Genomic DNA, 21239 nt, shown 5'->3' on the forward strand with positions numbered 1-21239 from the left:
TGGTTGGGGCGTTCGCGCATCTGCCGGGCAGTGGGCGCATAGACCGTTCATGACCGACGCTGCCTCCCCGTCACGCTACGTGTCGTTGCACACCCACTCGGAGCACAGCGAACTCGACTCCCTCGCGAAGATCTCGGACCTGTTCGCGCGGACGGCCGCGCTCGGCCAGCCGGCGCTCGCGATCACCGACCACGGCACGCTCGGCGGTCTGTGGAAAGCGCAGAACGCGGCGGACCTGCACGGCGTGAAGCTCATTCCCGGCATCGAGGCGTACCTCGCTATCGGCGACCGTTTCCAGCACAACCAGGTCGAACTCGCCGACGGCGAACTCGCGGACGACAGCGATGACAGCGCCGACGCTGATGACGAGGCGGGGGGCCTCGACGAGAACGGGGAGCCGAAACCGGCCAAGTCCAGGACCAAGACCAAGAAGTACGAGCACCTGACGCTCCTCGCCGTCTCCGAGACCGGCTGGCGGAACCTCGTCCGCATCAACAACGCGGCACAGAAGACGAAATGGGGCAAATACGCCCGCATCGACTACGCCCTCGTGAAGCAGCACGCCGAAGGTGTCGTCATCCTTTCCGGCTGTCTCGGGGGGCCGATCCTCGGACCGCTGTCCCGCGGTGACTACTCGCAGGCGGAGGCGAATCTGCTCAAGATGATTGCCACCGTTGGTCGCGAGAACGTGTACGTCGAGGTGATGGAGCACGGCATCGAGTCGGAGTCGGCCCTTCTCCACCTTGCCGTGCAGCTCGCGCAGGAGCACGACATCCCACTCGTCGCCACGAACGACTCCCACCACACGCACGCCCACGATGCCGACGCCCACGACGCCTGGCTGGCCGTGTCGACGAAGGCGCTCGTCTCCGACCAGAAGCGCTACCGCTTCTCCGGCACCGGCTACCACCACCGCAGCGAGGAGGAGATGCTCGATCTCCGTCCCGAGGCATGGTGGGCTGAGGCTGTCACGAACACCATGCTGGTCGCCGACCGAGTCGACGACCGGGTCCTCCCGCGCCCCGCGCCGAAGCTGCCAGCGTTCCCGACACCGGACGGCTTCTCGGACAACCTCCACTACTACCATCACCTCGTCACGCAGGGCGCGATCTCCCGGTACGGCGACTTGACTCTCCGGCCGGACGTGCGCGCGCGCTTGAACGAGGAGCTCGCGATCATCCGCGACGCCGGGTTCATCGACTACTTCCTCATCGTCCATGACATCGTCGCGTGGGCTCGCGCGAACAGCATCCTCGTAGGTCCCGGCCGCGGTTCCGGCGCCGGCTCCATCACCGCGTACTGCCTCGGCATCACGGGACTGTGCCCGCTGGAGAACAGCCTTCTTTTCGAGCGGTTCCTCGAGCCCGGGCGGCCGGACTTCCCGGACTTCGACGTCGACTTCGAGGCGCTCCGCCGCGCGGACATCCTGGACTACCTGCAGCGCAAGTGGGGATCGCACTGCGTGGCTCTCATCGGAGCTTTCGGATCGGCGAAGACGAAGCAGGCGTTGAAGTCGGCCGCTCGAGTACTCGAAGCAGGCAGTGTCGGCGACAAGCTCGCGAAGGTGGTACCTATCGCTGGCGGCAACCCGTTCACCTTCGCCCAGCTCGAGGACCTCACCCTCGGCGAGGCCGACCCGTTCCGGGACCAACTGGCCAAGCTGGGGGAGAAAGGTGAGGAGGTCGTTGCTCTCGCCCGCCAATTCGCCGGCACCGTGTCCGGGGTCAGCATCCACGCGTGCGGCGTCATCGTCTCCGACCTCGACCTCACCGACCTCATCCCGCTGCGCATCGACAGCAAGACCGGCCGGTGGGTCTCCCAGTGGGACTCGAAAGACGCGGAAGCGTTTGGGCTCCTGAAGCTCGACATCCTGTCGCTGCGGAACCTCGACATCGCCCACCAGGCGATCACCTTCATCTACGAGCAGACCGGGGAGCAGCTCGACTTCGACCGGATGCCGCACCCGAACACGCAGGGCGACCCTCGTGTCGACGCGGCGTTCAGGACGATCCGGGAAGGACGAACCTCAGGCCTGTTCCAGCTGGAGAGCCCGAAGATGACCGAGCTCGCTCAGGACGTCGGCCCGACCAACCTCCGTGACCTCTCCGCTCTCGTCGCGCTCTTTCGCCCCGGGCCCCTGTCCGCAGGCATGGATCAGCACTACGCACGCCGGAAGAACGGCCGTGAAGCCGTCGACTACAGCATCTTCACGAGTGACCCCAACGAGCAGGCGGTGATCGCCTCCGTGCTCGGGGAAACGTTGGGTTCTCTCGTTTTTCAGGAGCAGCTCATGTCTCTGGGGCGCGTGATGGCCGGTTTCGACGTCGATGCCCGCGGGCTCCTGCGCCGCGCCGTCGGCAAGAAGGACAAGGTGAAAATGGCCAAGGTCGGCCAGATGTTCATCGCCGGCTGTGTGCAGGACTTCCGCGACCCGATCACCGGAAAGATCACGTCACCTGCGATGAGTGAGCGCACCGCCCTCGTCATGTGGGAGGCGATGAAGGGTTCCGGCGAGTACCTCTTCAACGCCTCCCACTCGGCCGCGTACGCGCAACTCGCGTACATCACCGCCTACCTGAAGGCGAACTGGCCAGCCGCGTACGGAGCCGCGATCCTCGCCGTGACCGAGAAGCCGGAAAAGCGTCAGCAGGCGCTTCGGTCCCTGCCCGAGGAAGGCATCGAGGTTCTCGCCCCGGACGTCAACCGCTCCGGCGCGCATTCCCGCCCAGAAGGCCCGACGAGTGTGCGGCTGGGGCTGAAAGAGATCAAGGGCGTCGGCGACAGCGGAGAGCGCATCGCGCGCGTGCGCGAGGAGTCCGGCAAGCCGTTCACCTCCCTCGCCGACGTCGCCAACCGTGTCCGCCAGGGCGGGAGCGCCGCCGACGGGAGCGACAGCCTGAAGTACCTGCCGACGAACCACCTCGAAGGTCTCGTCGAAGCGGGCGCGCTAGACGAATTCGGACCTCGCATGGGTCAGCACGCGACCGCGCGCATCGCAAAGACTGGCAACGACATCGTGCCACCGCCCATCGAATGGGGCTACCTCGAACGCTCCGCGAGACAGCGTCAGCGCCTGCTCGTCAGCCTCGGCACGCACCCCCTCATCCAGCTGCACGACGAGGTGTCCGCGTGGCGCCACCACCGTGAGGCGGGCGGTCGATCGTTCCACATGCGCGCGTCCGCCGTCGAAGAGGTCCCGAACGAGGACGGCGCGTCTGTCACCGTGCTCGGGCTCCTCGGACGGTACGCGGAAAAGCCGTACCGCGGCGGTCAGATGGCCGGCCTCACCATCGAGGGCCCGCGAGCGAGCGTCGAAGCGGTCATGTGGAACGACACGGTCGAGGCGACCAAGATGGCCGGCACGATGCCTAACATCGGCGGCGTCCTCGCCGTCAGCGCGCGAGTGAAGATCCGGGTATTCGAGTCGGAGGACGACGAAGACAACGTCGTCGAAACGACCGAGCATCAGCTGCAGGTGAACCAGGTGTATCCCGTCCCGGTGCATGACCCGGTGCAGGGTCACCTCCCGCCGACCGACATCCCGAGGATTGCGTTCGCCACCGTGCCCCGGCCGCAGGCATCGCGCACGACGGCGGCGAAGGCGCCCGCACCCGTTCCGGCGCAGGCGCAGCCTGCGCCGGAGCCCTCCCCATTGCCTGTCGTCGACTCGAGCCTGCGCGTGCTCGTCGCCCGCCCTTACGACGGGAGTACCGACATCGTCCGGCGCAACGGGCTGATGCCGACGTCGAAGCTCGCGCAGCGGGTGCTCGCGTTCACCGGCACTCAGCCGACCTTGAACACCTGGCCGTCGGAGCACGGCACCTCGTTCGCCGTCGTCGACACGGACCTCATCACGACGTTGGCCGTCATCGAGGTGGCCGCGGAAACTGGGTGAGCAGCTTTGCTCGCGCGCCACGTACATGCGGAGCATGGTCAACAAATCTTCCTGGCGTGAGCAGGACGTCGTCCGCCGTCCCGCCGAGTCCCCGGCCGGTGGCGGCGGCCAGTTCCTCACTCACCTGCGCTCCGAGCCCGAGGTGAGCCTGACCGCGGTCTCCAACCCCGGCGACGTCGCCGTTCAGCTCCGCGCTCGTCGTCGGGCGTTACGAGAGGCGGGCTACGTCCGCGCCGGCAGCGGACCCGCCGACGGCACGCCCCGCCGCACAGACGGAATCAACCGGTGGTGGCAGTCGCACTTCAACCGCGCGGAGTTCGCGCCGAAGGCCAGCTACCACCAGATGCCGGACGACTACACCCCGGCGATGACGAACGGCCGCGCGCTCACCGAGCATCGCCGCACGCACCGGATGCTGTACAGGGGCGCCGGCGTCGCCGTGCGCATGCCGTCGGTCACGTCCATCAAGCGGTACGCGGAGGAAATCAATGGGCAGACGTTCGACGTGCCTGTCGAGGCCGAGTACCCCGGCGGAACGGTCTCCGGTTACGTCCGTGTCACGAAGGGCGTCGGCGGTGAGTGGTCAGTGTCCGGCCTCGAGATGCCGCCCGCGGCGGCCTCGTACGTGTCGGAGGCGGTGTCCGCCACGCTCGAGGACCGTCGCCCGTCCCGAGCGCTCGGCCAAGTGGAGGACCTGCTCGAGCGCCGGCGTCAGCGGTTCGCGGCCGGTGGCGTGAAGCTCGTGGAGACCCCTCAGTCCGACTGGATCCGCGGTGTCGGCTACAACGACGCCGCCCAGCAGATAGTGATCAGCCTGAACGGTCGGGTCTACGGCTACACCGTCGGCCGGGAGGAGTACGAACAGGTGCGCTTCTCAACGTCGCCGGGCGCCGTGTACAACCGCCTCATCAAGTACAAACGTGACCGGGTCGCCCTCGGCCGGCACGACGTCTGCGGTCGCTACTACGACGAGGCAAATGGCCACCGGTGCCCATCGGCGCACAAGAAGCCGACGACGACGGTGAAGCTGCACAACGTCCGCGTCCGCAAGGAGGTCATCGGGCGGACGGCCTCGCCCGCGCTGGCACTCACGCGCACCGCCTGAGGTCACCGCGCATAGAAGCGATGTCGGGGCACCACGCTCCGGCATCACCGAGCACCCCTATCGAGAGACATCGTGACCTTGCAGAAGCCGCTCGCGCTCATTCACCTGGACTTCGAAGGAGTCAGCCTCGACTCCGACTCCGAGCTCTGGGAGGTCGGCGTCATCGCCACCGATGAGGAGTACACCGAGCTCGACGCGTTCGAGATGCTATTCGACCCCAGCCTGGACGGCATCCGTGTGGTCGAAGCGAACCCGACGGTACTTGCCATGCACACAGCGTCCGGTCTGCTCGACGACGTCCGAAACCCGTCCCTACCCAAGCACACCGTCCGTGACGCCGAGGACCGTATCCTCGAGATGATCGCGCGTTTCGAAGGCGCCCACGACATCGCCCTCGCCGGAAGCGGCGTCGGCCACTTCGACCGCCGGGTCGTCGCCGCTCAGATGCCGCGATTTGCCGCGCGCCTCACCTACTGGTCCGACGACGTCGGCGTGCAGGTCCGTGCGTACAAGCGGGCGACGAAGCTAGACATCCTCCCGCCACTTCCCGCGAAACCGCACCGGGCCATGCCCGACATCCGTGACCACCTCCGCCACGCTCGCGCGTTCCGGGAGGTGTACCTCGCCACGGCCGTTCCTGCCGACGAGAACGCGCTGGAACGCGCTTTGACCGGCCTCGCCGTCCTCGAGGCGTTCAGCTCCCACGACGTGTTCATCCAAGGCCGAGCGCAGGTGTTCACGCCCGAGACGGCCGAGGACATGCACGCGCTCCTGCGGACGACGAGCCACCAGAGCATCATCTTCGGTCTCGTCGACGTCGCGGCCACGCTCCTCAGCCAGGTCGCCGACGTAACAGGCCATCGCGAATCTACGGTGATCGCGCGTCTGCGCGGCACCGTCATCGACTCTCTCGCCAGCGCCACTGACAGCTCGCCAACGGACCGCGCATAGAGGAAACAAGCAGGCACCGACGGGCACTTCCGCCCAACAGGCCTGCACCCCCACCGAGGTGACGCCTGCGGTGGGCGACAGTAAGGGACGAAACCAAATGGCAAACAGCATCCCAGCGATCATCGTCGGCAACCTGACCGAGGACCCTGAGCTCAAGTACACCGAAAGCGGCGTCGCCGTGGTGAACTTCTCGGTCGCGCAGACCGAGCGCGTATTCGATCGAGCGACCAACGAGTGGAAGGACGGCGATGCGTTCTTCGCTCGCTGCTCCATCTGGCGCTACGACGCGGAGCACCTCGCTGCGAGCGCGCGCAAGGGCCAGAGGGTCGTGGTCCAGGGCACCTGGAAGCAGCGGGGTTACGTCGATACGAAGACCCAGGAGAATCGCGTCTCCGTTGAGGTCCAGGCCGATGAGGTCGCGATCTCACTGAAGTACGGCACCGCCGTCTACACGAAGGCGTCAGCCCGCCCGCAAGGCGCACCCGATTACGGGGTAACCACGGCGCCGCCGGTCGTCCCGCAGGTCGCCGCGCCTGCGGCTCCCGTGGCCGCTCCCGTGGCTCCCGTGGCGGCTCCCGCGGTCGCCCCCGTCACGACTCCGGTGCTCGTGCCCGTCGCGGGCGCGCCCGGCGCCGACGTGCAGTTCTAGCTTCTAGGACACCTCTGGTGGGGTCGCGCACGCCGTGCGACCCCACCATCCCTCTGCCTCAACCCGAAGGGAGATCCTCATGGGCCGTGACCGCCCTATCTCCCTGCTGCGTACCCGCCGAGCGACCCTTCGCTGGTATCTGACCACCCGGGCGGCACGCGCGACCGGTGCCGTCCTCGTAGTCGTCGCGCTCGGCGCCGGGGCCGTCTGGCAATGGCCGGTCATCAACTCCCTCGTCACCACGCTCGCCGAAGGCGTTGTCGGCCCAGCCCCGATCGTGACCCTCGCCCCGACGCCTGGCCCCAACGTTAAAAACATCCTGCGCACGCAGGCGGAGCTGAAAGACCAGCTTGAGGGGTCGAAGACCGTCTACGACGCGTCCGTGACCTGGATCCCCGAACCAGAACGAGCCGTGTTCGCCGAGCAGATATCCAAATGCTTTGGCGTCCTCGCTGATGAGAAGAGCGTCACCGACATGGCCGAGTGCGCATCCAAGCTCGGGACCGCGACAGCCACCGTCACCGCGAACACCCAGAACGCCCAGGCGGTGAAAGCCGCCGCCGACGACGCGGCTCGCGTCGCCGCGGAGCAGGTGGCAGCAGCGGAGGCCGCTCGCGTCGCCGCCGAGCAGGCCGCAGCAGCGGAAGCCGCCCGCATTGCCGCCAAGCAAGAGGCAGCGAACAGCGGGTCGCCGCCCGCCGCACCCGTGCCGGCACCCGAGCCGGAGGCGCCGGCGGCACAGGATTTCACCGCGTCTCTTACCGTCAGCTGCTCCAGTTCCGCGACCGTCACGTTCGCCTCGTCCGGGGCGATCTCCGTGTCAGGTGCTGGCTCCGGGTCCGGCAGCGGCTCTGTCACCGTGTCCGGCAAGGCCGGAACCTACTACGCCTCCGCGACCAGCGGAAGCGCCGTCAGTATTAGCGCGAGTTGGAGTGGGCAATGCACGCAGTAGCAGCCGGCACCGTAGACCCGACCGCACAGCGGCTTCTCGCCACCGTCAACGTTCCCGAGGACGAACTCGCCGAGGAGTACGCGCCCACCTGGTTCGGTCAGATGACCCCGGAGGACTTTGCCGAGATGTTCGCGGAGATCACACCCTGCTAGACGTTGTCGACACCCTGCTGACCTGGGTCAGCCGGAACCCGGTACCCGCTCTGCTTCTGCCAGGCGTCGTCGTGCTGCTCGCGATCGTCGCTCGAGCTTCGCGAGGCAGCGCGTCCACCGACCCGCAACGCGCCTTCACCGGTCCGCAGCGAACGACCGGGTTCGCTCGTGCTGACGGCAGGTGCGAGTTCGACGGCGCACTGTTCTTCCTCCGTTGCTCCCGCAACGCCCACCACGCGGACCACTTCTACCCGTGGTCGAAGGGCGGTGCCACGTCGATGCAGAACCTCGTCGCCGCCTGCGCCGCATGCAATCTCTCTAAAGGTCCGAAGATGCTCAGCGCCTTCTACCGCAAACGCATCGAACGTCGTCGGCGGAAGTACTTCACCGTGCGCATGAACCGCCTCGTCGGGGAATGGTACGGACGCTGATGGCCGAGACCCCGAAGCTCCCCGAGAGCTCCCCGAAGATCCAGGCGCGTCCGAAACTGCGTGTGGACAGCCCGAAGCCGACTGGGCAGCCCTCTCTCACCGGCATCGCTCGCGGTATCGCGCAGCAGCGGTCGACGCCGGAACCCGAGACGAAAGTCGCCGCGGTGAAAGGCGTCGTCGGCGACATCGTCAAAGGTGCGGGGAAGGGCGCCGCCCAGTCGGCCGTTGCCGGTGCCGCCAGCGGCGGCACGGCGCTCGTGGCAGGGTCGGTGAAAGGCGCGGTCACGGCGCTTGTCAAGAACAGGACTGCCCGCCGCTGGATCATCGGCGCCGTCGTCTTCCTCGTCGTGACACTCGTCGCTATCCCGCTGTTCATCGCCACGACGGTCATCTCCAGCATCGGGATGCTCGTCGACTCGAACAACGAGATCTCCGCCACCGCCGTGGAAGAGTCCGGCGTCGATCGGGAGACCGTCTACGACTTCATCACCGGCACGAGCCGCGGTGAGGTGCCCTGGCAGGTAACTCTCGCAGTCAGCCAGAAGAAGAACGTGCCGTTGGACACCGACAAGCTCGTCGCCGAGGTTCGCAAAACCGACCCCAACCGGGAATTCCGCGACCTCGGAATCGGAACTGTCTTCAACGTCAGTGACAGCAACCGCACTGTTGGAACGAGCGACGCACACAAGGCAGCGGCGAAAGGCGTGAAAGACATGTACGTCGCGGCGCTGACCGCGTACGGGCTCAGCTCAGCGGAAGCCGGGCAGGTGTTCGACCAGGCGCTGAAGTGGTTCCTCGGCCAGGGGACGCTCACCTGTACCCCGGGCGGTGGCACGTCGACTCTGGGGGGCTCGGGAGCTCCTGGTGGGACCAATGTCGGCGAGTGGGCGTTCGACACCGAGCAGATGACCAACACCATCACCATCGTCGGCGTCGCCAAGTCCACGTTCGCGTCCGAATCGGACCAGAGACGAGCGGCGATCATCGCCGTCGCGACCGCGTACCAGGAATCCGGGATGCGCCGCATCGACTACGGCGACACGGCCGGTCCGGACAGCCGCGGATTGTTCCAGCAGCGCAAAGCGGGCTGGGGCTCGCTGGCCCTGCGGATGAGCGCGGACGGTGCCGCGGCAACGTTCCTCGGACGACTCGCCGGCGTCGCCGGCTGGCAGACAATGGTCCTCTCCGAAGCGGCCATCAACGTGCAGATCTACCAGGACGGGCTGCGGCCGCACTACGACAAGCACGAGCAGGCCGCGACCGCGTTCGTCAACGCGAACTTCGCCACAGCCCAAGTCGTCCCCATCCCCGCCGAGTCGACCCTAATCACCGGAGTCGGCAACGGCGGAGTGCCAGGCACACCCGGCACGACCCCCAGCACCGCCCCCGGCACGACCGGTAGCTGCGGCGGCGGCGGTTCCGGTCCCGGCATCGTCGGCGGATGGACGAGCCCCATCGCCATCGGCACTGCAGGCCTGAGCTACGTGGACTTCTACGGGCCCCGCTTCGGGGTGCCCGGCGCTCGACCTTTCCATTACGGAATCGACCTCGCCGTCCCGATGAACACGCCGATCGTCGCTGTCGCGGGCGGGACTGTCGTCGAAGCCCAGCACTCCGGCTCGGGTGGCCTCGGCAACACGATCACCATCGAGCACGGCGACGGCTCCCACTCGCAGTACAACCACCTGAACGTCGGCGGGGTCCTCGTCAACGTCGGCGACACCGTCACCGCCGGGCAGCACATCGGGAACTCCGGGATGACCGGTCTCGCCTACGGTCCGCACCTCGACTTCCGCACCTTCGCTGGCGCCGTCGGCGACGCTTTCGGTCAGGACCCGATTTACTTCCTCCTCGCCAAGGGAATAGACCTTCGCGTCATCCCTGTCGGCAGCGACCTGTCCACCACCCCAACGTTCTGAGGACCCGATGTCACCACGCACCAGACTCATCCTGCTCGCCGCAGGCACCGTCACACTCGTCGCCGTCGCCCTCATCGCTGTCGTGGGGGCCTTGCGACCGGGCCCCGTAGCGCCCACCCCGACGCCGACGCCGACGTTCACGGCGCAGAGCAGCCCCGTCAACGACGACGTGGAACCACCGGAGGACGCTGAGGCGAACGTTGACATGCAGGAGAACCTCACGCACGGCGAACATGATCTCCTCCACCCTGCCGTCGACCTGTCCGCGTTTCGCGCCGAAGCGATCGCCGTCGTCCAGGCGTACGCGATGTTCGACTCGGCAGAGACAGCCGCCGACCGGGAAGCGCGACTGCTCGCCGCCGGAGCGAGCGCAGACGTCGCCGACGAGCTCACCGGGCTCGCGCTCGAGCGGCACGACGGCGAAGTCGACTGGGTCGCGAAGGGCGCCACGCACGGGGAACCGTACGCAGCGTTCGTGTCCCAGGAGCCGACGACGGTCACCTTCGACGTCATCGCCGACTACTGGGGCAGCTACGGAGAACCGGAACGCTACAGCCAGCAGCAACGCGGCATTTGGAACGTCACCATCGAATGGTCAGGTGATCCGAACACCCCGACCCTCGGTCAGGTCATCCGCATCGGCGAGCCGGACTACCCCCTGTCCTGACCGTCCGCAACGCGTGCGCAGGCCGCGCATAGACGGTCCATGAACCCTGACGAACCTACGCTCCGTGAGACTCGGCTCGCCCGCCTCGGCTGGCTCCTCGTGGCTGTCGGTGCCGCCCTCGAGGTATTGCGCACTGTGCTCAACGACACCAGCCTCAACAGCCTCCTCGGCATGGCTGTCGTATCGACCGTCGCCGGTGTCGCCGCTCTTCTGCGCGCGGGACGTCACCTCTGATGGCAGCACCGAAGCGGAAAGCTGACCGTCGCATCGTTCACATCCGGGACGCCCCCTCAGCCGTGCAGGCGGTCAACCTCGCGCTGCAAATCCTGAAGAATTCCGGCACCAACACCTGGCGGGACCTCGCCCGGCGTCCAGACGCCCATGAGCACATCATCCTCACCGACGCGCAGCAGACTCTCCTCGACGAGCACATGGACGTGCTCCCGTACCTCAGCATCAAGCCGATGAGGACGATCTTCGCCTGCCGGGTCTGCGGCCGGTTCGCCTTTGCTGACGTGGCACCACCACCCGCACGCTGCACGATCACACTGGGCTGCGGAGGGCCGGTTGTGAAGGCGTCCGCCGTCGGGCCGAGAGCGACGACTGTGCAGAAGGTCCTGCCGCCTGTCCTGCGGGCACCGGCGCCGTCAGATCCGATCGAACGGTCCGCCGAGCCCGTCACCGCCCCACCGCCCGCGCTGAGCGGCGAGCTTGCATACGTCACCCCGATCCAGCCGCCGCCTGTCGATGAGTCCTTCCCTGACCTCGACCGCGTGGACGTAATTCCGGATCGATTAACGGCCCACCACCACGTCCCGCCCGAGCGCACCTTCTGAGTGCCGCCGCTTACATCCCGGACATGCGTACCTTCTTCAGACGTCTCGCCGTCGTCATCGTCGTGCTCGGACTCTTCTGTGGCTTCATCATCCAGCAGGGCAATTGGGATTCCGCGATCGTCACCCCAATCCGAGTGGCGCTCGGCGACGACACCGCGGACAACGTCGACGGATTCGGGCGCGCGTCACAACACGCCACCGACTCAGTCACCGACTTCGGTGACGACATCGCGGACGGCCTCGCCTCAGGTAGCAGAGGCGAGGGCGGAGGTGACGTCACCACCGCCAGCCAAGACGCTGCGGCGTACCTCGCCGCCCTCGAGACGCTGACGATCACGCCACAGATCCGGATCCCCATCTACGACCGGGCGAAGTTCGGCACCCCATGGGCGGACACGGACAAGAACGGTTGCGATAGCCGAAACGACATCCTCCACCGTGACCTCACCAACATCGTCTTCACCGCCGGCAATGACTGCAAGGTCGCCACCGGCACGCTCGCCGACCCCTACACCGGGAAGACGATCGAGTTCGTCCGCGGCGTGAAGACGAGCTCGGCAGTGCAGATTGACCACATTGTGCCTCTGCTCAAAGCGTGGCAGTCGGGAGCCTGGAACTGGACCAACGAGCAGCGCCTCACCTACGCGAACGACCCGGTGGTCCTCCTCGCTGCAGACGGCCCCGCCAACGGCGCCAAGGGCGGCAAGGGCCCGTCCGAGTGGATGCCCTCCAACGCCGCCGATGCCTGCCACTACGTCGAATCGACGGTGACGGTGCTCACCAAGTACCAGCTCACGGTCTCCACAGCCGACAAGGCGAAGATCCAGGAGGTCCTTGCCGGCTGCTGACGCCGCCGCGCATAGAGGCCGGGGTGACGTCCCTCCTGAATCTCGAAGCGCTCGACACGCTCATGACAATCCCGACGATCGCGCTGACCATCGTCTACTGCGCCGCCTCGATTTGCCGGGTACTGGCCGTGCCCGGAAGCGCCCAACGGTACCGGGCTGCGACCGTCCAACGCGGGGCACTGATGATGGTTGTCTGCGCCGACCTGCTGAACCTGATCGTCGAGGCCGCCACGGGCGACCACATGGGAGCGGCCGCATTCGTCGGAGCGGCCGTCTGGCTGATCGTCTTCGGCTGGCGCATCCTCGACGGCTCCAGGAACCGGACCATCGTGCAGCGCCTCCGCGAGGAGCGGACCCTCACGGACGCCGCTGCCAGCGCCGACGGCGAGGAGCCTTGCAGCGGCGCCGAACCCCTGCACACCGCCCATGTCGCGCTCATCCGGCTTCCGCCAATCGCGCCACATGCGACCGCATGACTCTTTTCGCACTCACGCCAGCGGCCGTTGAGAATCAACCCACCGGCTACGCCGAGCTCGATGGGACGATCGCGTACCCGCGCCTGCGGATGACCTTCACCGGCTTCATGCGCCACCACACCCAGACCCGGGTCACCATGCTCGACTGGGTCCGCGGTCTCCCCGGTCGCGCCTTCGACGTGAAGACGAAGAGCTGGACGGTCACCGGGCTCGGCGAGAACCCTGAGCAGATCCTCGTCGACGCCGGCGTGCAGGTCATCTATCCGACCGGGGACCACCCGCTCGCGATAGTCACCTCCATCAACCAGCTCGTCACACCGGTTGCGATGCTCGCGCCGAACCGGCGGACCGTCTGGGTGCGTCACCGGTTCCTCGGCTTCGACCTCACCCGGGAGCGTGTCGGCGTCGCCGCCACCTATGACAAGAAGTCCGGCCGGCTGAACATGCCCGTCGCTGACGTCCTCGACCGCGGTACCGTCCGCCGCGGCGTCAGTTTCCCGGAAAATGTCATCCAGCGAGCCATCGAGGTGCACAACGACTCGCCGGCGGTGCCCGGCGCCGAGCGGCTCGCTGCCACGCTCGGGTCGGCTGTTACGCAGGCGGACGTGCCCCAGGAAATCCGCGACGCGGCGTCCATCGTCGGCCACCTGCCGGCCTGGTTCGGAGTGACGCTGATGGGTCACCAGGTGCCCGGAACGCTCGCGGTCGCGGCGGGCCACACTGCATTGTGCGACTCACCCGGCGTAGGCAAGACCTATAGCTTCATCGCCGCTGCCGCTGTCCTCAGGTCGGAGCGGACCCTGGTCATCTGTCCTCCCGTCGTGCTGACCAACTGGGGCCGCGAGATCGAGATGACCGGGTTGGCTACGAGCGAGGAGATCGCGACGTTCCGCGCTGGTCGGAAAGAGCCGACCCTGGACGGCAAGAAGGTCGTCGTCGTCGCCGACTCGCTCCTGGCCAATCGTCCCACCGTCGTCGACCGTATCCGCGCGTGGGCGCCGACGATCGCCGGCTACGACGAGGCACATCGCGCGAAGACCATCGGCGGCAAACGATCCGAGGCTGTCCTCGACCTCGTCACCAGCGTCCCGGGCCTGCGCCGCGTCGCGATCACGGGCACCCCCATGCTCGCCGGCCCCCAGGACCTCGTCCCCATCCTCGAGTTCACCGGTCACCTCACCAGCGTCTTCGGCGGGCCGTCCGCGTTCCTCAACCGTTACTGCAGGCAGGACCGATACGGCACGTGGCACGCGCGCAAGCAGCACCTTCCCGAACTGCTAGACCTGCTCCGCAAGCACGTGTGGGTGCGACGCACGAAGGAGCGCGTGCTACCGGACCTGCCCCCTGTTAGTCGCCGCGCGATCCTGCTTGACGTCGACCTCAAGCCCTACCGGGCCGCGCACGCCGAGATCATCGAGACCATCACCAAATGGGTCGAGGAGTTCCATAGCACCTACAAGCGGCTGCCGTCCCATGTTGCTGTTCGCCCGGGGCAGGACGAGCCGGTCGACGAGATCGTCGAGTACGCCCAGGAGAGCCTGCGCTTCGTCTCCCTCCTCCTGCAAGCCGCTGGGCTCCTGAAGGTCCCGACCGCGGTCGAGCGCATCCTCGAGCACGTCGCCGTAGCAACCGTGTCCGGCCCCAACGGAAACCCGGTCTACTTGGAACCGCTGGTCGTCTGGATCCACCACAAGAACGTGCTGGACGCGATCACCACGGCGCTGACGGAGGCGAAAGTGCCGCACGGAGTCATCGTCGGAGCCACGAGCGACAAGGACAAGAACCTCGCGTTGGACCGGTACCAGGCGGGGCAGCTACCCGTGCTCGTGTGCGGGATTACTGCGGCCGGTGTGGGCATCACCCTCACCAGAGGAGCCAACAGTTGCTTCGCCGAGCTCGCATGGACTCCCGCCCTCATCGGCCAGGCCATCGACCGTCAGCACCGCATCGGTCAGCAGAATGCGATCACGGCGGACTTCCTCATCGCGCTCGGAACGATCGACGAGCACGTGCAGCGCGTCCTCGAGCGCAAGGGCGAGATCCTCACCGCGGCGATGGGCGACAGCACGGGCGAGCTGAACGTGATGAGCGAGACGGACAGTCTCGTCGGGCCGACCGACATCGTCGTCGAGCTGACGATCGAGGCGATTCAGACGTTCGCGCGTGCGAACGGGCTCGACTACCGCAGGCCGAGCGTGTCTCCGGGCTGATCCGAAGACCGGCGTGCAACTTCGGCCGCGCGCCGCGTACATGCCCACCATGACCGACTGGAACGCCGACATGCACCCGCGCGGCCACCCGAACAACGCGGGCAGCTTCACGACTAAGCAGAACACCGATCCCGAGGCGAGCCTCAACTACGGGGCCGGCTCGCTGACGCCGCAGGGCGCCGGCTCGCTACTCGAAGGCACCCTCACGCAGACCAGCGAGCGCGCCGCGCGTCTCATCGACGACGCAGTCGGAGTTGCAGCCATTCAGCGGGCCGCCCGCCGGTTCGCATTCCGATACCAGATGAGCCCGGACACTCGCGATGACATCGCACAGGACACGATCGTCGACCTGCTCGCCCAGCAGCGGACGAACGGTCTCTCCGCCCTCCGTGACAATCCGGCGCTGCTGAACGCGGCCGCGCGGGCCGTCGCGTCCCGGTACCTCGACCCGAATGTACGCCACGAGGACCTCACCGGCCGGGCCCTGCTGAAGAAGACCCGCGCCGAGCAGGAGAAGGAACTCGGCCGGTCGATGACCAGCGCCGAGTACAAGCGGCTCGCCGACCACATCCGTCTGACCGAGTTCAAGCCCGGCCGTCGCCCCGGCGCGCACTACTACCTCGAAAACAGGGAGACGTCCCTGAGCACGCCGCTCGGCGAGGAGTTCACCTTCGGGGACACTCTCGTCGCGGAGGAGACCGACGCCCCGTTTGCGAACGACACCTCGCCGCTCGCCGACATTGTCGACAGCCTCGAGCGTAAGAACACGCACGGGGACCTCGTCCTCGGCGACGGGACCGCCCTCCCCAAGCACACGCGCTCGTCTGTGAAGGCTGAGGCCTGGAACCACTTCGCTGACGTCTCCGACGCGCCCAAGGTGCAGCGCGGCACCCTCGACGCCGTCCGGGCGAAGGCTGCGGCTGCGGCAGTCGTAAGCCACCCGGGCGGCGTCGAGCAGCTCGCCCGCGACTGGGAGCGGGGAGAGACCACGGAGGCGCAGGACGCCGCCCTGTTCGCCCCGTTCGGCGACCTCAGCATGAGCGACCGGGAGCGCGCGGTCGGCCAGCTGCTCCGCCAGCCCAGCTACGCCGAGGACCTCTACGGATCCGCGCTGAGCATCGCGTCCAGCCGAGCCAAGACAGCGGCCTGACCCCCGCCGGATCGCCCGCCGCAGGGTACTGAACGAGGCGCCCCGCCGGGCCGAGTTGCCGCTGCATGGCGATAGACGCCGACACGAAACGAAGGAAGCACCATGGAGAAGATCAACCTCGCCGCAGGCTGGGAGGCGCTCTGGCGCACGATCACCAGCAACACCACGGGCTTGAACGAAGCGCTCACAGTGATCGGTGTCGTCGTGCTCCTCGTCGGAGTGATCCCGTGGGCGTGGCAGAAGCGCAAGGGCGGAGGCGGAGGTGGCGCGCTGTCGGGCTTCCCCTGGTGGAGCGTCATCATTGCCGCGGTCTTCGCCGGCCCCGTCGTCGTGATCCCGCTGATCCTGAATCTGGTCAGCGTCATCATCAACGTCAGCATCAGCGTCTTCAGTTTCCTCATCGGCGTCATCAAGTAGGCGTACAGAATGACGGAGACCGTGAGCTACGGCTACGCCTACGGGTTGACGTACCTAACCGGCAAACGGCGAAACCTCGACCGTGAGGTGATCGTCGTGACGGTCGAACTCAACCGGTTCACCTTCATTGTCGTCGTGCTCTCCCTCGCCGCTTCCGTCCCCGCCGCACTCGTCGTCGCCGCCCTTCTCAGCGCCTTCAGCCTCTCGGCCGCATCGCTGATCGTCCCGGTCATCGGTGTGGCAGCCGGGCTGTTCCTCGTCGACCAGCGCAGCCGGCGCGGCCTCGGGCTTCGTCGATACGCGTCCATGTGGGACAGGCACCGCGGCAAGGCCGTCAACTCCACGGTGTTCGTCTGCTCAGAACCCGTTCTCGCCACCCAGCTTCACATCCTCGTGCCCTCCGTGATCCGGAACGAGGCCTACGACCCCACCGACCTCGACGACGCCGATGATCTCTTCGCCAGCGCCGACCACGGTCACCGAGCGGTGGCGCCCGGCATCGGCCGCGCGAACCCGCACGCCGACGACAGTCTGAAAGTGACGTACATCGAGTGAGATTCAAGCGCATCGCCTTCCTGCTCCTCGTAGCGGTCGCCGTCGTGGTCGGCAGCGCCGCACCCGCAGCTGCCGCTGTCCTTGCTGAGGGGCCGGCCGCGGACGCGGCCGGCTCCGCGCCGACCGTCTTTGTCGCCGCTGACAAGAACGGGAATAATTCCAGCGAGACTTTCATCAGGAACCCGTACCTCGCCATCAACCGCTGGTTCCTCTCCAGCATGTCGTTCCACGACAAGTTCTCCCCGAGCATCATGAGCGAGTTCGCGGAGAAGGTGTCGCGGAACACGAACCAGATCACGTCGATGACCGCCGGGAACACGATCTGGTATGTGAACGGTGAGATCTCCCGCACGGCCATCGAGTTCAACATCATGGACGTCGCCGGTGAATCCGTCGACAAAGCCGTCGGGCAGATGGGGACGCAGCTGTTCCCGACAGCGACGACGACCCCGAATCTCACCCTGGTGGGAATCCTGGCCACCGGGCTCGTGATCACCGTGGGTACGATGTACTACCGCAGCCGGGCCCGCGGGGGAGCGGCTGTCCTCAAACGGGTCCTCAGCCTCGCTGTAGTCGTCGCTGTGCTGACGATCATGGCCGCCGGAGCCAGCCAGAGCACCACGTCAAACGGCAAGTACGTCCCCGGTCCAGGCTCACCGGGCTGGGTCGTCTCGAAGGTCAACGACGCCGTGTCCTTCGGCGGCAACGAGGCCGCTCAGGGCTTCATTTCCGTGCAGGACCAGGTTGTCAACGCGCAGGACACGCCGGGTGGCGCCGGGGAGTCGTTCTCCTGCGACGCATTCGAGAGCGGCCTCGACAACAGGTTGCAAGAGTACGACGCGGCGAACGTCTCCGCGACCAGCAGCAGTGGGATCACGAAGGTCATCAACAGCCTCTGGCGCGCCACCGGCATCGAAGCGTGGAAGACCGCTCAATACGGGTCGGACAACCCGTACGGCGCGTACATGTGGTGTCGCGGCCTCGAGGTCAACTCTCCGACGATCACGGCCGAGGAGACCCAGAACATCTCCAAGCGCGGAAACCACCAGGTGATCGACAACGAGACTGCCCTGGCCGGCACATCCGGCAAAGCTGGGCCCGTGTTCACCGCGAGGAACAAGGATGAGGAGGATCGTTTCCTCATCGCCTGGGCGGCGTGCCGTGTGAGCAGCGACGGCACGAGCTTCACCGTCGCTGAGGGTTGGGGCGCCGCACGCCCCGACAACGGCAGGCCCCTCGTCACCGGGGACGACTGCCGGAACTGGTGGACCGGTGGGTCGGGTGAGTTCCCGGACAAGAGCTGGTGGACCGGCGGGGCTGGTCAGTTCCCGGACGCTTTCGACATCGGCGACACCGCGTCCGGCGACCTCGAGAAGAAATCCTCCGACCCGCGGGTGCTGAATTTCGTGAAGGCGCTGCACGGCACCGACACGTCCGTCGGTAACGTCGCGTCCATCACCTACGTGATCTCGGCCGTTCTGATGATGCTGGTGTTCGGCGCGATCGGGTTGCTCGTCATCGGCGCGAAGATCTTCCTCATCGGTTTCGTGCTCGCGCTGTTCGCGGTGACCCTGCTCGCCCTGTTCAACCGCAACGGCGCGACCGAGAAGATCGTGCAGATGGCGCAGCACCTTCTCGGCGTCACGGTGTTCTCCGCCGGGGCGGTGCTCCTCTTCGGCCTCATCGCCATGTTCACGAAGATCATGGTCACATTCGGGCAGACCCTCTGGGGCGCAGGCACACCGATGGGCCTTCTCTGGTCCGGTCTCGCCCCCGTCATCGCGGTCGTGATGATCCATTACCTCTTCGTGAAGCTGTTCAAGCTTCCGTCACCAATGACACCCAAGGGCGCGTTCGCCTGGGGTGCAGCCGGCGGCGCAACCGGGTCCGCGGTGATGAGTTCCATCGCGAAGCGGGCCAAGTCGCGGGCGGTTGATGCTGCTCGCAGCGTCGGATCCGACATGGTCAGTCGCGCCACCGGAGGCAGGATCGGTAACCGCATCGGCAACCGGGGCGGCATGGACGGCGGCGTGCGCAACGCCGCCAACGCGTCGGCGAAGGAAGGGCAGAAGGACCTTCAGGCCGCCGCCGCCAAGGTGAACATGTCCACCCGTGAGCGGAAGGCCGAGGCGAAAACAGACCTCGCCGCCGCTCGCGGGCTCGACCGAGCCAACAACCCGGGAACCGCGAGTGCGCTTGGCGCGGGCGAACGGGTCGCCCTCGCGGCCAGCAACACGGTTGGAGCGGTACGCGGAGCCGGCACGCTCGCGCGGAACGCCGGCGGCCGCGTGCTCAGCGGGGCTAAGACCATCTACGGGGGAGCCCAGCAGGCGCTGGCGTACGCATCCTCCGACAAGGAGACCCGCACGCGAATGATGGGCGAGGCCAGAACGCGCGCCGCCGCCGGCGCGACCACGTTCCTCACACAGGCGAAGGCGGCACGGTCCGACGCGTGGGCGAAACAGCGCGAGAGGTACGGGCTCACGACGCAGCAGCGCGAGCGCATCGACGCGACCCGGGAGCGCAACCTCGACCGTGTCGCGCTCGCGACGAGCAACGTCCCGGCGCGGGACGGCCAGACACCTGTCGCCAAATGGTCGATTGTCGCCACCGCATCCCGCACGCGAGCGCTCGCCAGCAACGCGAGCGCCACCCTCGGCGCGCACGCCACCGCCGTCGGGGGCGGCCTCGGCCGCGACATCAAGAACACCGCCGCGTCGGCCGCCGCAGCAGCTCCCGCGCTTCGACGCGACATCAAGGCGGCCGTGACCTCCCGGCCAGTCCGCTACACCGCGGTCGCCGTCGCAGCAGCCACGATGCCGTTCGGCCAGGTCGCCGCGGCCAGCTACGTCGCCCACCGAATCGACAAGGCGGTCGGCACCCGAAAGACCGAACGCGCCCAGATGATCCAGCGGTACCGCGCTCACCAGGCGCAGGAGCAGGCGGCAGTGGCCAAGCGTGAGCAGGTGCAGCAGAGGGCGCGGGACAAGGCTGACCAGAAGGCGATGAACCGTGTGGCGGAAGCGGCCGCTGGAGTCTCATCGAACAGTGAGCCGCCCCGCTCACCCGCTCCGGTCTCAACGTCGACGCCAACTACGATCAAGGGAGTACGACAGTGACAATCACTCAGCCACAGCACCTCCCCAGCGGCAGCCCAGGAGGCGCCGGTGGACAGTTCGCGCCCCAGGCGGAGACACGACCGGAGGGCCAGTTGGCCGAGTCTGCTACAGGAAGCTTCCTATTCCCGCCCGTCGAGTACGACGGGGTCTCGGGGTACATCGACTTCTGGACGAAGACGCCCATTTCGGATCGAGTCCTGTCCAACTTTATGACGGCCTACAAGGCACGCCGTGCCGCGTGGATAGAAGAGGAGGTCGAGAAGTGGGGGCTGGAGAAGGATGCTGATCCCGAGTGGTCGCGTTGGGCGCTGAACCCGAAGACGACCAAGGCCGAGATGCAGGCGTCCTGGCGGGAAGCGCGCAGCGAGGAGATCCAACGGCTGGCGAGTCTTCGGCCGTGGAGAATCCCGAGTACTCAAGTTCGGGGCATCGCGATCGCTGCCCGGATGTACCTTTGTTGCACGTCCTTCTTGGATGAGGAGCAAGCGGCTATCGAGAGCCACGAAATCACGTATGCCCGTGGCGTGGCGCCTAAGTCGGTCAAGGCGACCTTCGATGAGTGGCACCTGGACGAGTTCGCCGATGACGCGTTCGTCGATCAGGACGTCGCGGTGACGAAGCAGCTCGAGGAGCTGCAACGCTGTGTGGCTTCCCTGCTCGACAACGACTAGGAACTCGTCAACGCGCGCCGCCGTCCGGGCGCGAACGAACTCTACTGTGCAGTAGTAGTCTCCTCAGACCCACAGATCAGAGGAGTACTCATGCAAACTGTCAGGCGCACGATGGGCCCTGGCAGGTCGACTACAAAGCGGAACGAGCGGGCGGCATTATCGACGGCTGGTTCAGCACCGAGACGTACGAGCAGAAGACATTCACGGCGGAACCGACCGCCACCCTCGTTCTTTAC

General features: G+C 67.0%; 19 protein-coding genes. All 19 read left to right on the plus strand.

Features of this window, described 5'->3' with window-relative positions:
• Positions 1–49 precede the first annotated feature (49 nt).
• The 19 genes from B0H03_RS14735 to B0H03_RS14815 all read left to right on the plus strand — a co-directional run bounded on the left by B0H03_RS14735 (position 50) and on the right by B0H03_RS14815 (position 21003).
• Entirely contained in the window at positions 50–3895 is a 3846-nt protein-coding gene (locus tag B0H03_RS14735; RefSeq protein WP_160487385.1) for a DNA polymerase III subunit alpha, read from the plus strand.
• A gap of 34 nt (positions 3896–3929) precedes the next feature.
• Positions 3930–5000, plus strand: a complete 1071-nt coding sequence (locus B0H03_RS14740) for a hypothetical protein (RefSeq protein WP_104354170.1) — start codon at positions 3930–3932, stop codon at positions 4998–5000.
• Between the two features lie 72 nt (positions 5001–5072).
• Positions 5073–5951, plus strand: coding sequence for a 3'-5' exonuclease family protein (locus tag B0H03_RS14745; RefSeq protein ID WP_104354171.1), 879 nt, complete (start codon positions 5073–5075; stop codon positions 5949–5951).
• 97 nt (positions 5952–6048) lie between these two features.
• Positions 6049–6600 (plus strand): single-stranded DNA-binding protein, encoded by a 552-nt coding sequence (gene ssb / locus B0H03_RS14750; RefSeq protein WP_104354172.1) that lies wholly within the window; start codon positions 6049–6051, stop codon positions 6598–6600.
• 79 nt (positions 6601–6679) lie between these two features.
• Positions 6680–7552: a hypothetical protein gene (locus B0H03_RS16765; protein ID WP_160487384.1), complete on the plus strand. Its 873-nt coding sequence runs from the start codon at positions 6680–6682 to the stop codon at positions 7550–7552.
• Positions 7540–7704, plus strand: a complete 165-nt coding sequence (locus tag B0H03_RS16770) for a hypothetical protein (protein WP_160487383.1) — start codon at positions 7540–7542, stop codon at positions 7702–7704. The genes B0H03_RS16765 and B0H03_RS16770 overlap by 13 nt, the downstream gene beginning before the upstream one ends.
• Before the next feature lie 71 nt (positions 7705–7775).
• Positions 7776–8135, plus strand: a complete 360-nt coding sequence (locus tag B0H03_RS16775) for an HNH endonuclease (RefSeq protein ID WP_160487382.1) — start codon at positions 7776–7778, stop codon at positions 8133–8135.
• Positions 8135–10054 (plus strand): M23 family metallopeptidase, encoded by a 1920-nt coding sequence (locus B0H03_RS14760; protein ID WP_160487381.1) that lies wholly within the window; start codon positions 8135–8137, stop codon positions 10052–10054. The genes B0H03_RS16775 and B0H03_RS14760 overlap by 1 nt, the downstream gene beginning before the upstream one ends.
• 7 nt (positions 10055–10061) lie before the next feature.
• Positions 10062–10721, plus strand: a complete 660-nt coding sequence (locus B0H03_RS14765) for a hypothetical protein (protein WP_104354174.1) — start codon at positions 10062–10064, stop codon at positions 10719–10721.
• 39 nt (positions 10722–10760) lie between these two features.
• On the plus strand, positions 10761–10955 hold the full coding sequence (locus B0H03_RS14770) for a hypothetical protein (protein WP_104354175.1): 195 nt from the start codon (positions 10761–10763) through the stop codon (positions 10953–10955).
• On the plus strand, positions 10955–11557 hold the full coding sequence (locus B0H03_RS14775) for a hypothetical protein (protein WP_104354176.1): 603 nt from the start codon (positions 10955–10957) through the stop codon (positions 11555–11557). The genes B0H03_RS14770 and B0H03_RS14775 overlap by 1 nt, the downstream gene beginning before the upstream one ends.
• 23 nt (positions 11558–11580) lie before the next feature.
• Positions 11581–12405, plus strand: a complete 825-nt coding sequence (locus B0H03_RS14780; protein WP_104354177.1) for an HNH endonuclease family protein — start codon at positions 11581–11583, stop codon at positions 12403–12405.
• A gap of 23 nt (positions 12406–12428) precedes the next feature.
• Positions 12429–12881 (plus strand): hypothetical protein, encoded by a 453-nt coding sequence (locus tag B0H03_RS14785; protein ID WP_104354178.1) that lies wholly within the window; start codon positions 12429–12431, stop codon positions 12879–12881.
• The gene (locus B0H03_RS14790; protein WP_104354179.1) at positions 12878–15091 is read left to right on the plus strand and encodes a DEAD/DEAH box helicase; all 2214 of its coding nucleotides are present in this window, start codon (positions 12878–12880) and stop codon (positions 15089–15091) included. The genes B0H03_RS14785 and B0H03_RS14790 overlap by 4 nt, the downstream gene beginning before the upstream one ends.
• Before the next feature lie 49 nt (positions 15092–15140).
• A complete protein-coding gene (locus tag B0H03_RS14795) occupies positions 15141–16241 on the plus strand; it encodes a hypothetical protein (protein WP_127843886.1) in 1101 nt (366 codons plus the stop codon).
• 102 nt (positions 16242–16343) lie between these two features.
• Positions 16344–16658, plus strand: coding sequence for a hypothetical protein (locus tag B0H03_RS14800; protein WP_104354181.1), 315 nt, complete (start codon positions 16344–16346; stop codon positions 16656–16658).
• 9 nt (positions 16659–16667) lie between these two features.
• Entirely contained in the window at positions 16668–17213 is a 546-nt protein-coding gene (locus tag B0H03_RS14805; RefSeq protein WP_109714918.1) for a hypothetical protein, read from the plus strand.
• Positions 17210–20332, plus strand: coding sequence for an MATE family efflux transporter (locus tag B0H03_RS14810; RefSeq protein WP_104354183.1), 3123 nt, complete (start codon positions 17210–17212; stop codon positions 20330–20332). The genes B0H03_RS14805 and B0H03_RS14810 overlap by 4 nt, the downstream gene beginning before the upstream one ends.
• Positions 20329–21003, plus strand: a complete 675-nt coding sequence (locus B0H03_RS14815; RefSeq protein ID WP_104354184.1) for a hypothetical protein — start codon at positions 20329–20331, stop codon at positions 21001–21003. Before B0H03_RS14810 ends, B0H03_RS14815 begins: the two co-directional genes overlap by 4 nt.
• The last annotated feature ends 236 nt before the right edge of the window (positions 21004–21239 follow it).

Origin of the sequence: Rathayibacter iranicus NCPPB 2253 = VKM Ac-1602 (assembly GCF_003149025.1) — a bacterium.
Taxonomy (GTDB): domain Bacteria; phylum Actinomycetota; class Actinomycetes; order Actinomycetales; family Microbacteriaceae; genus Rathayibacter; species Rathayibacter iranicus.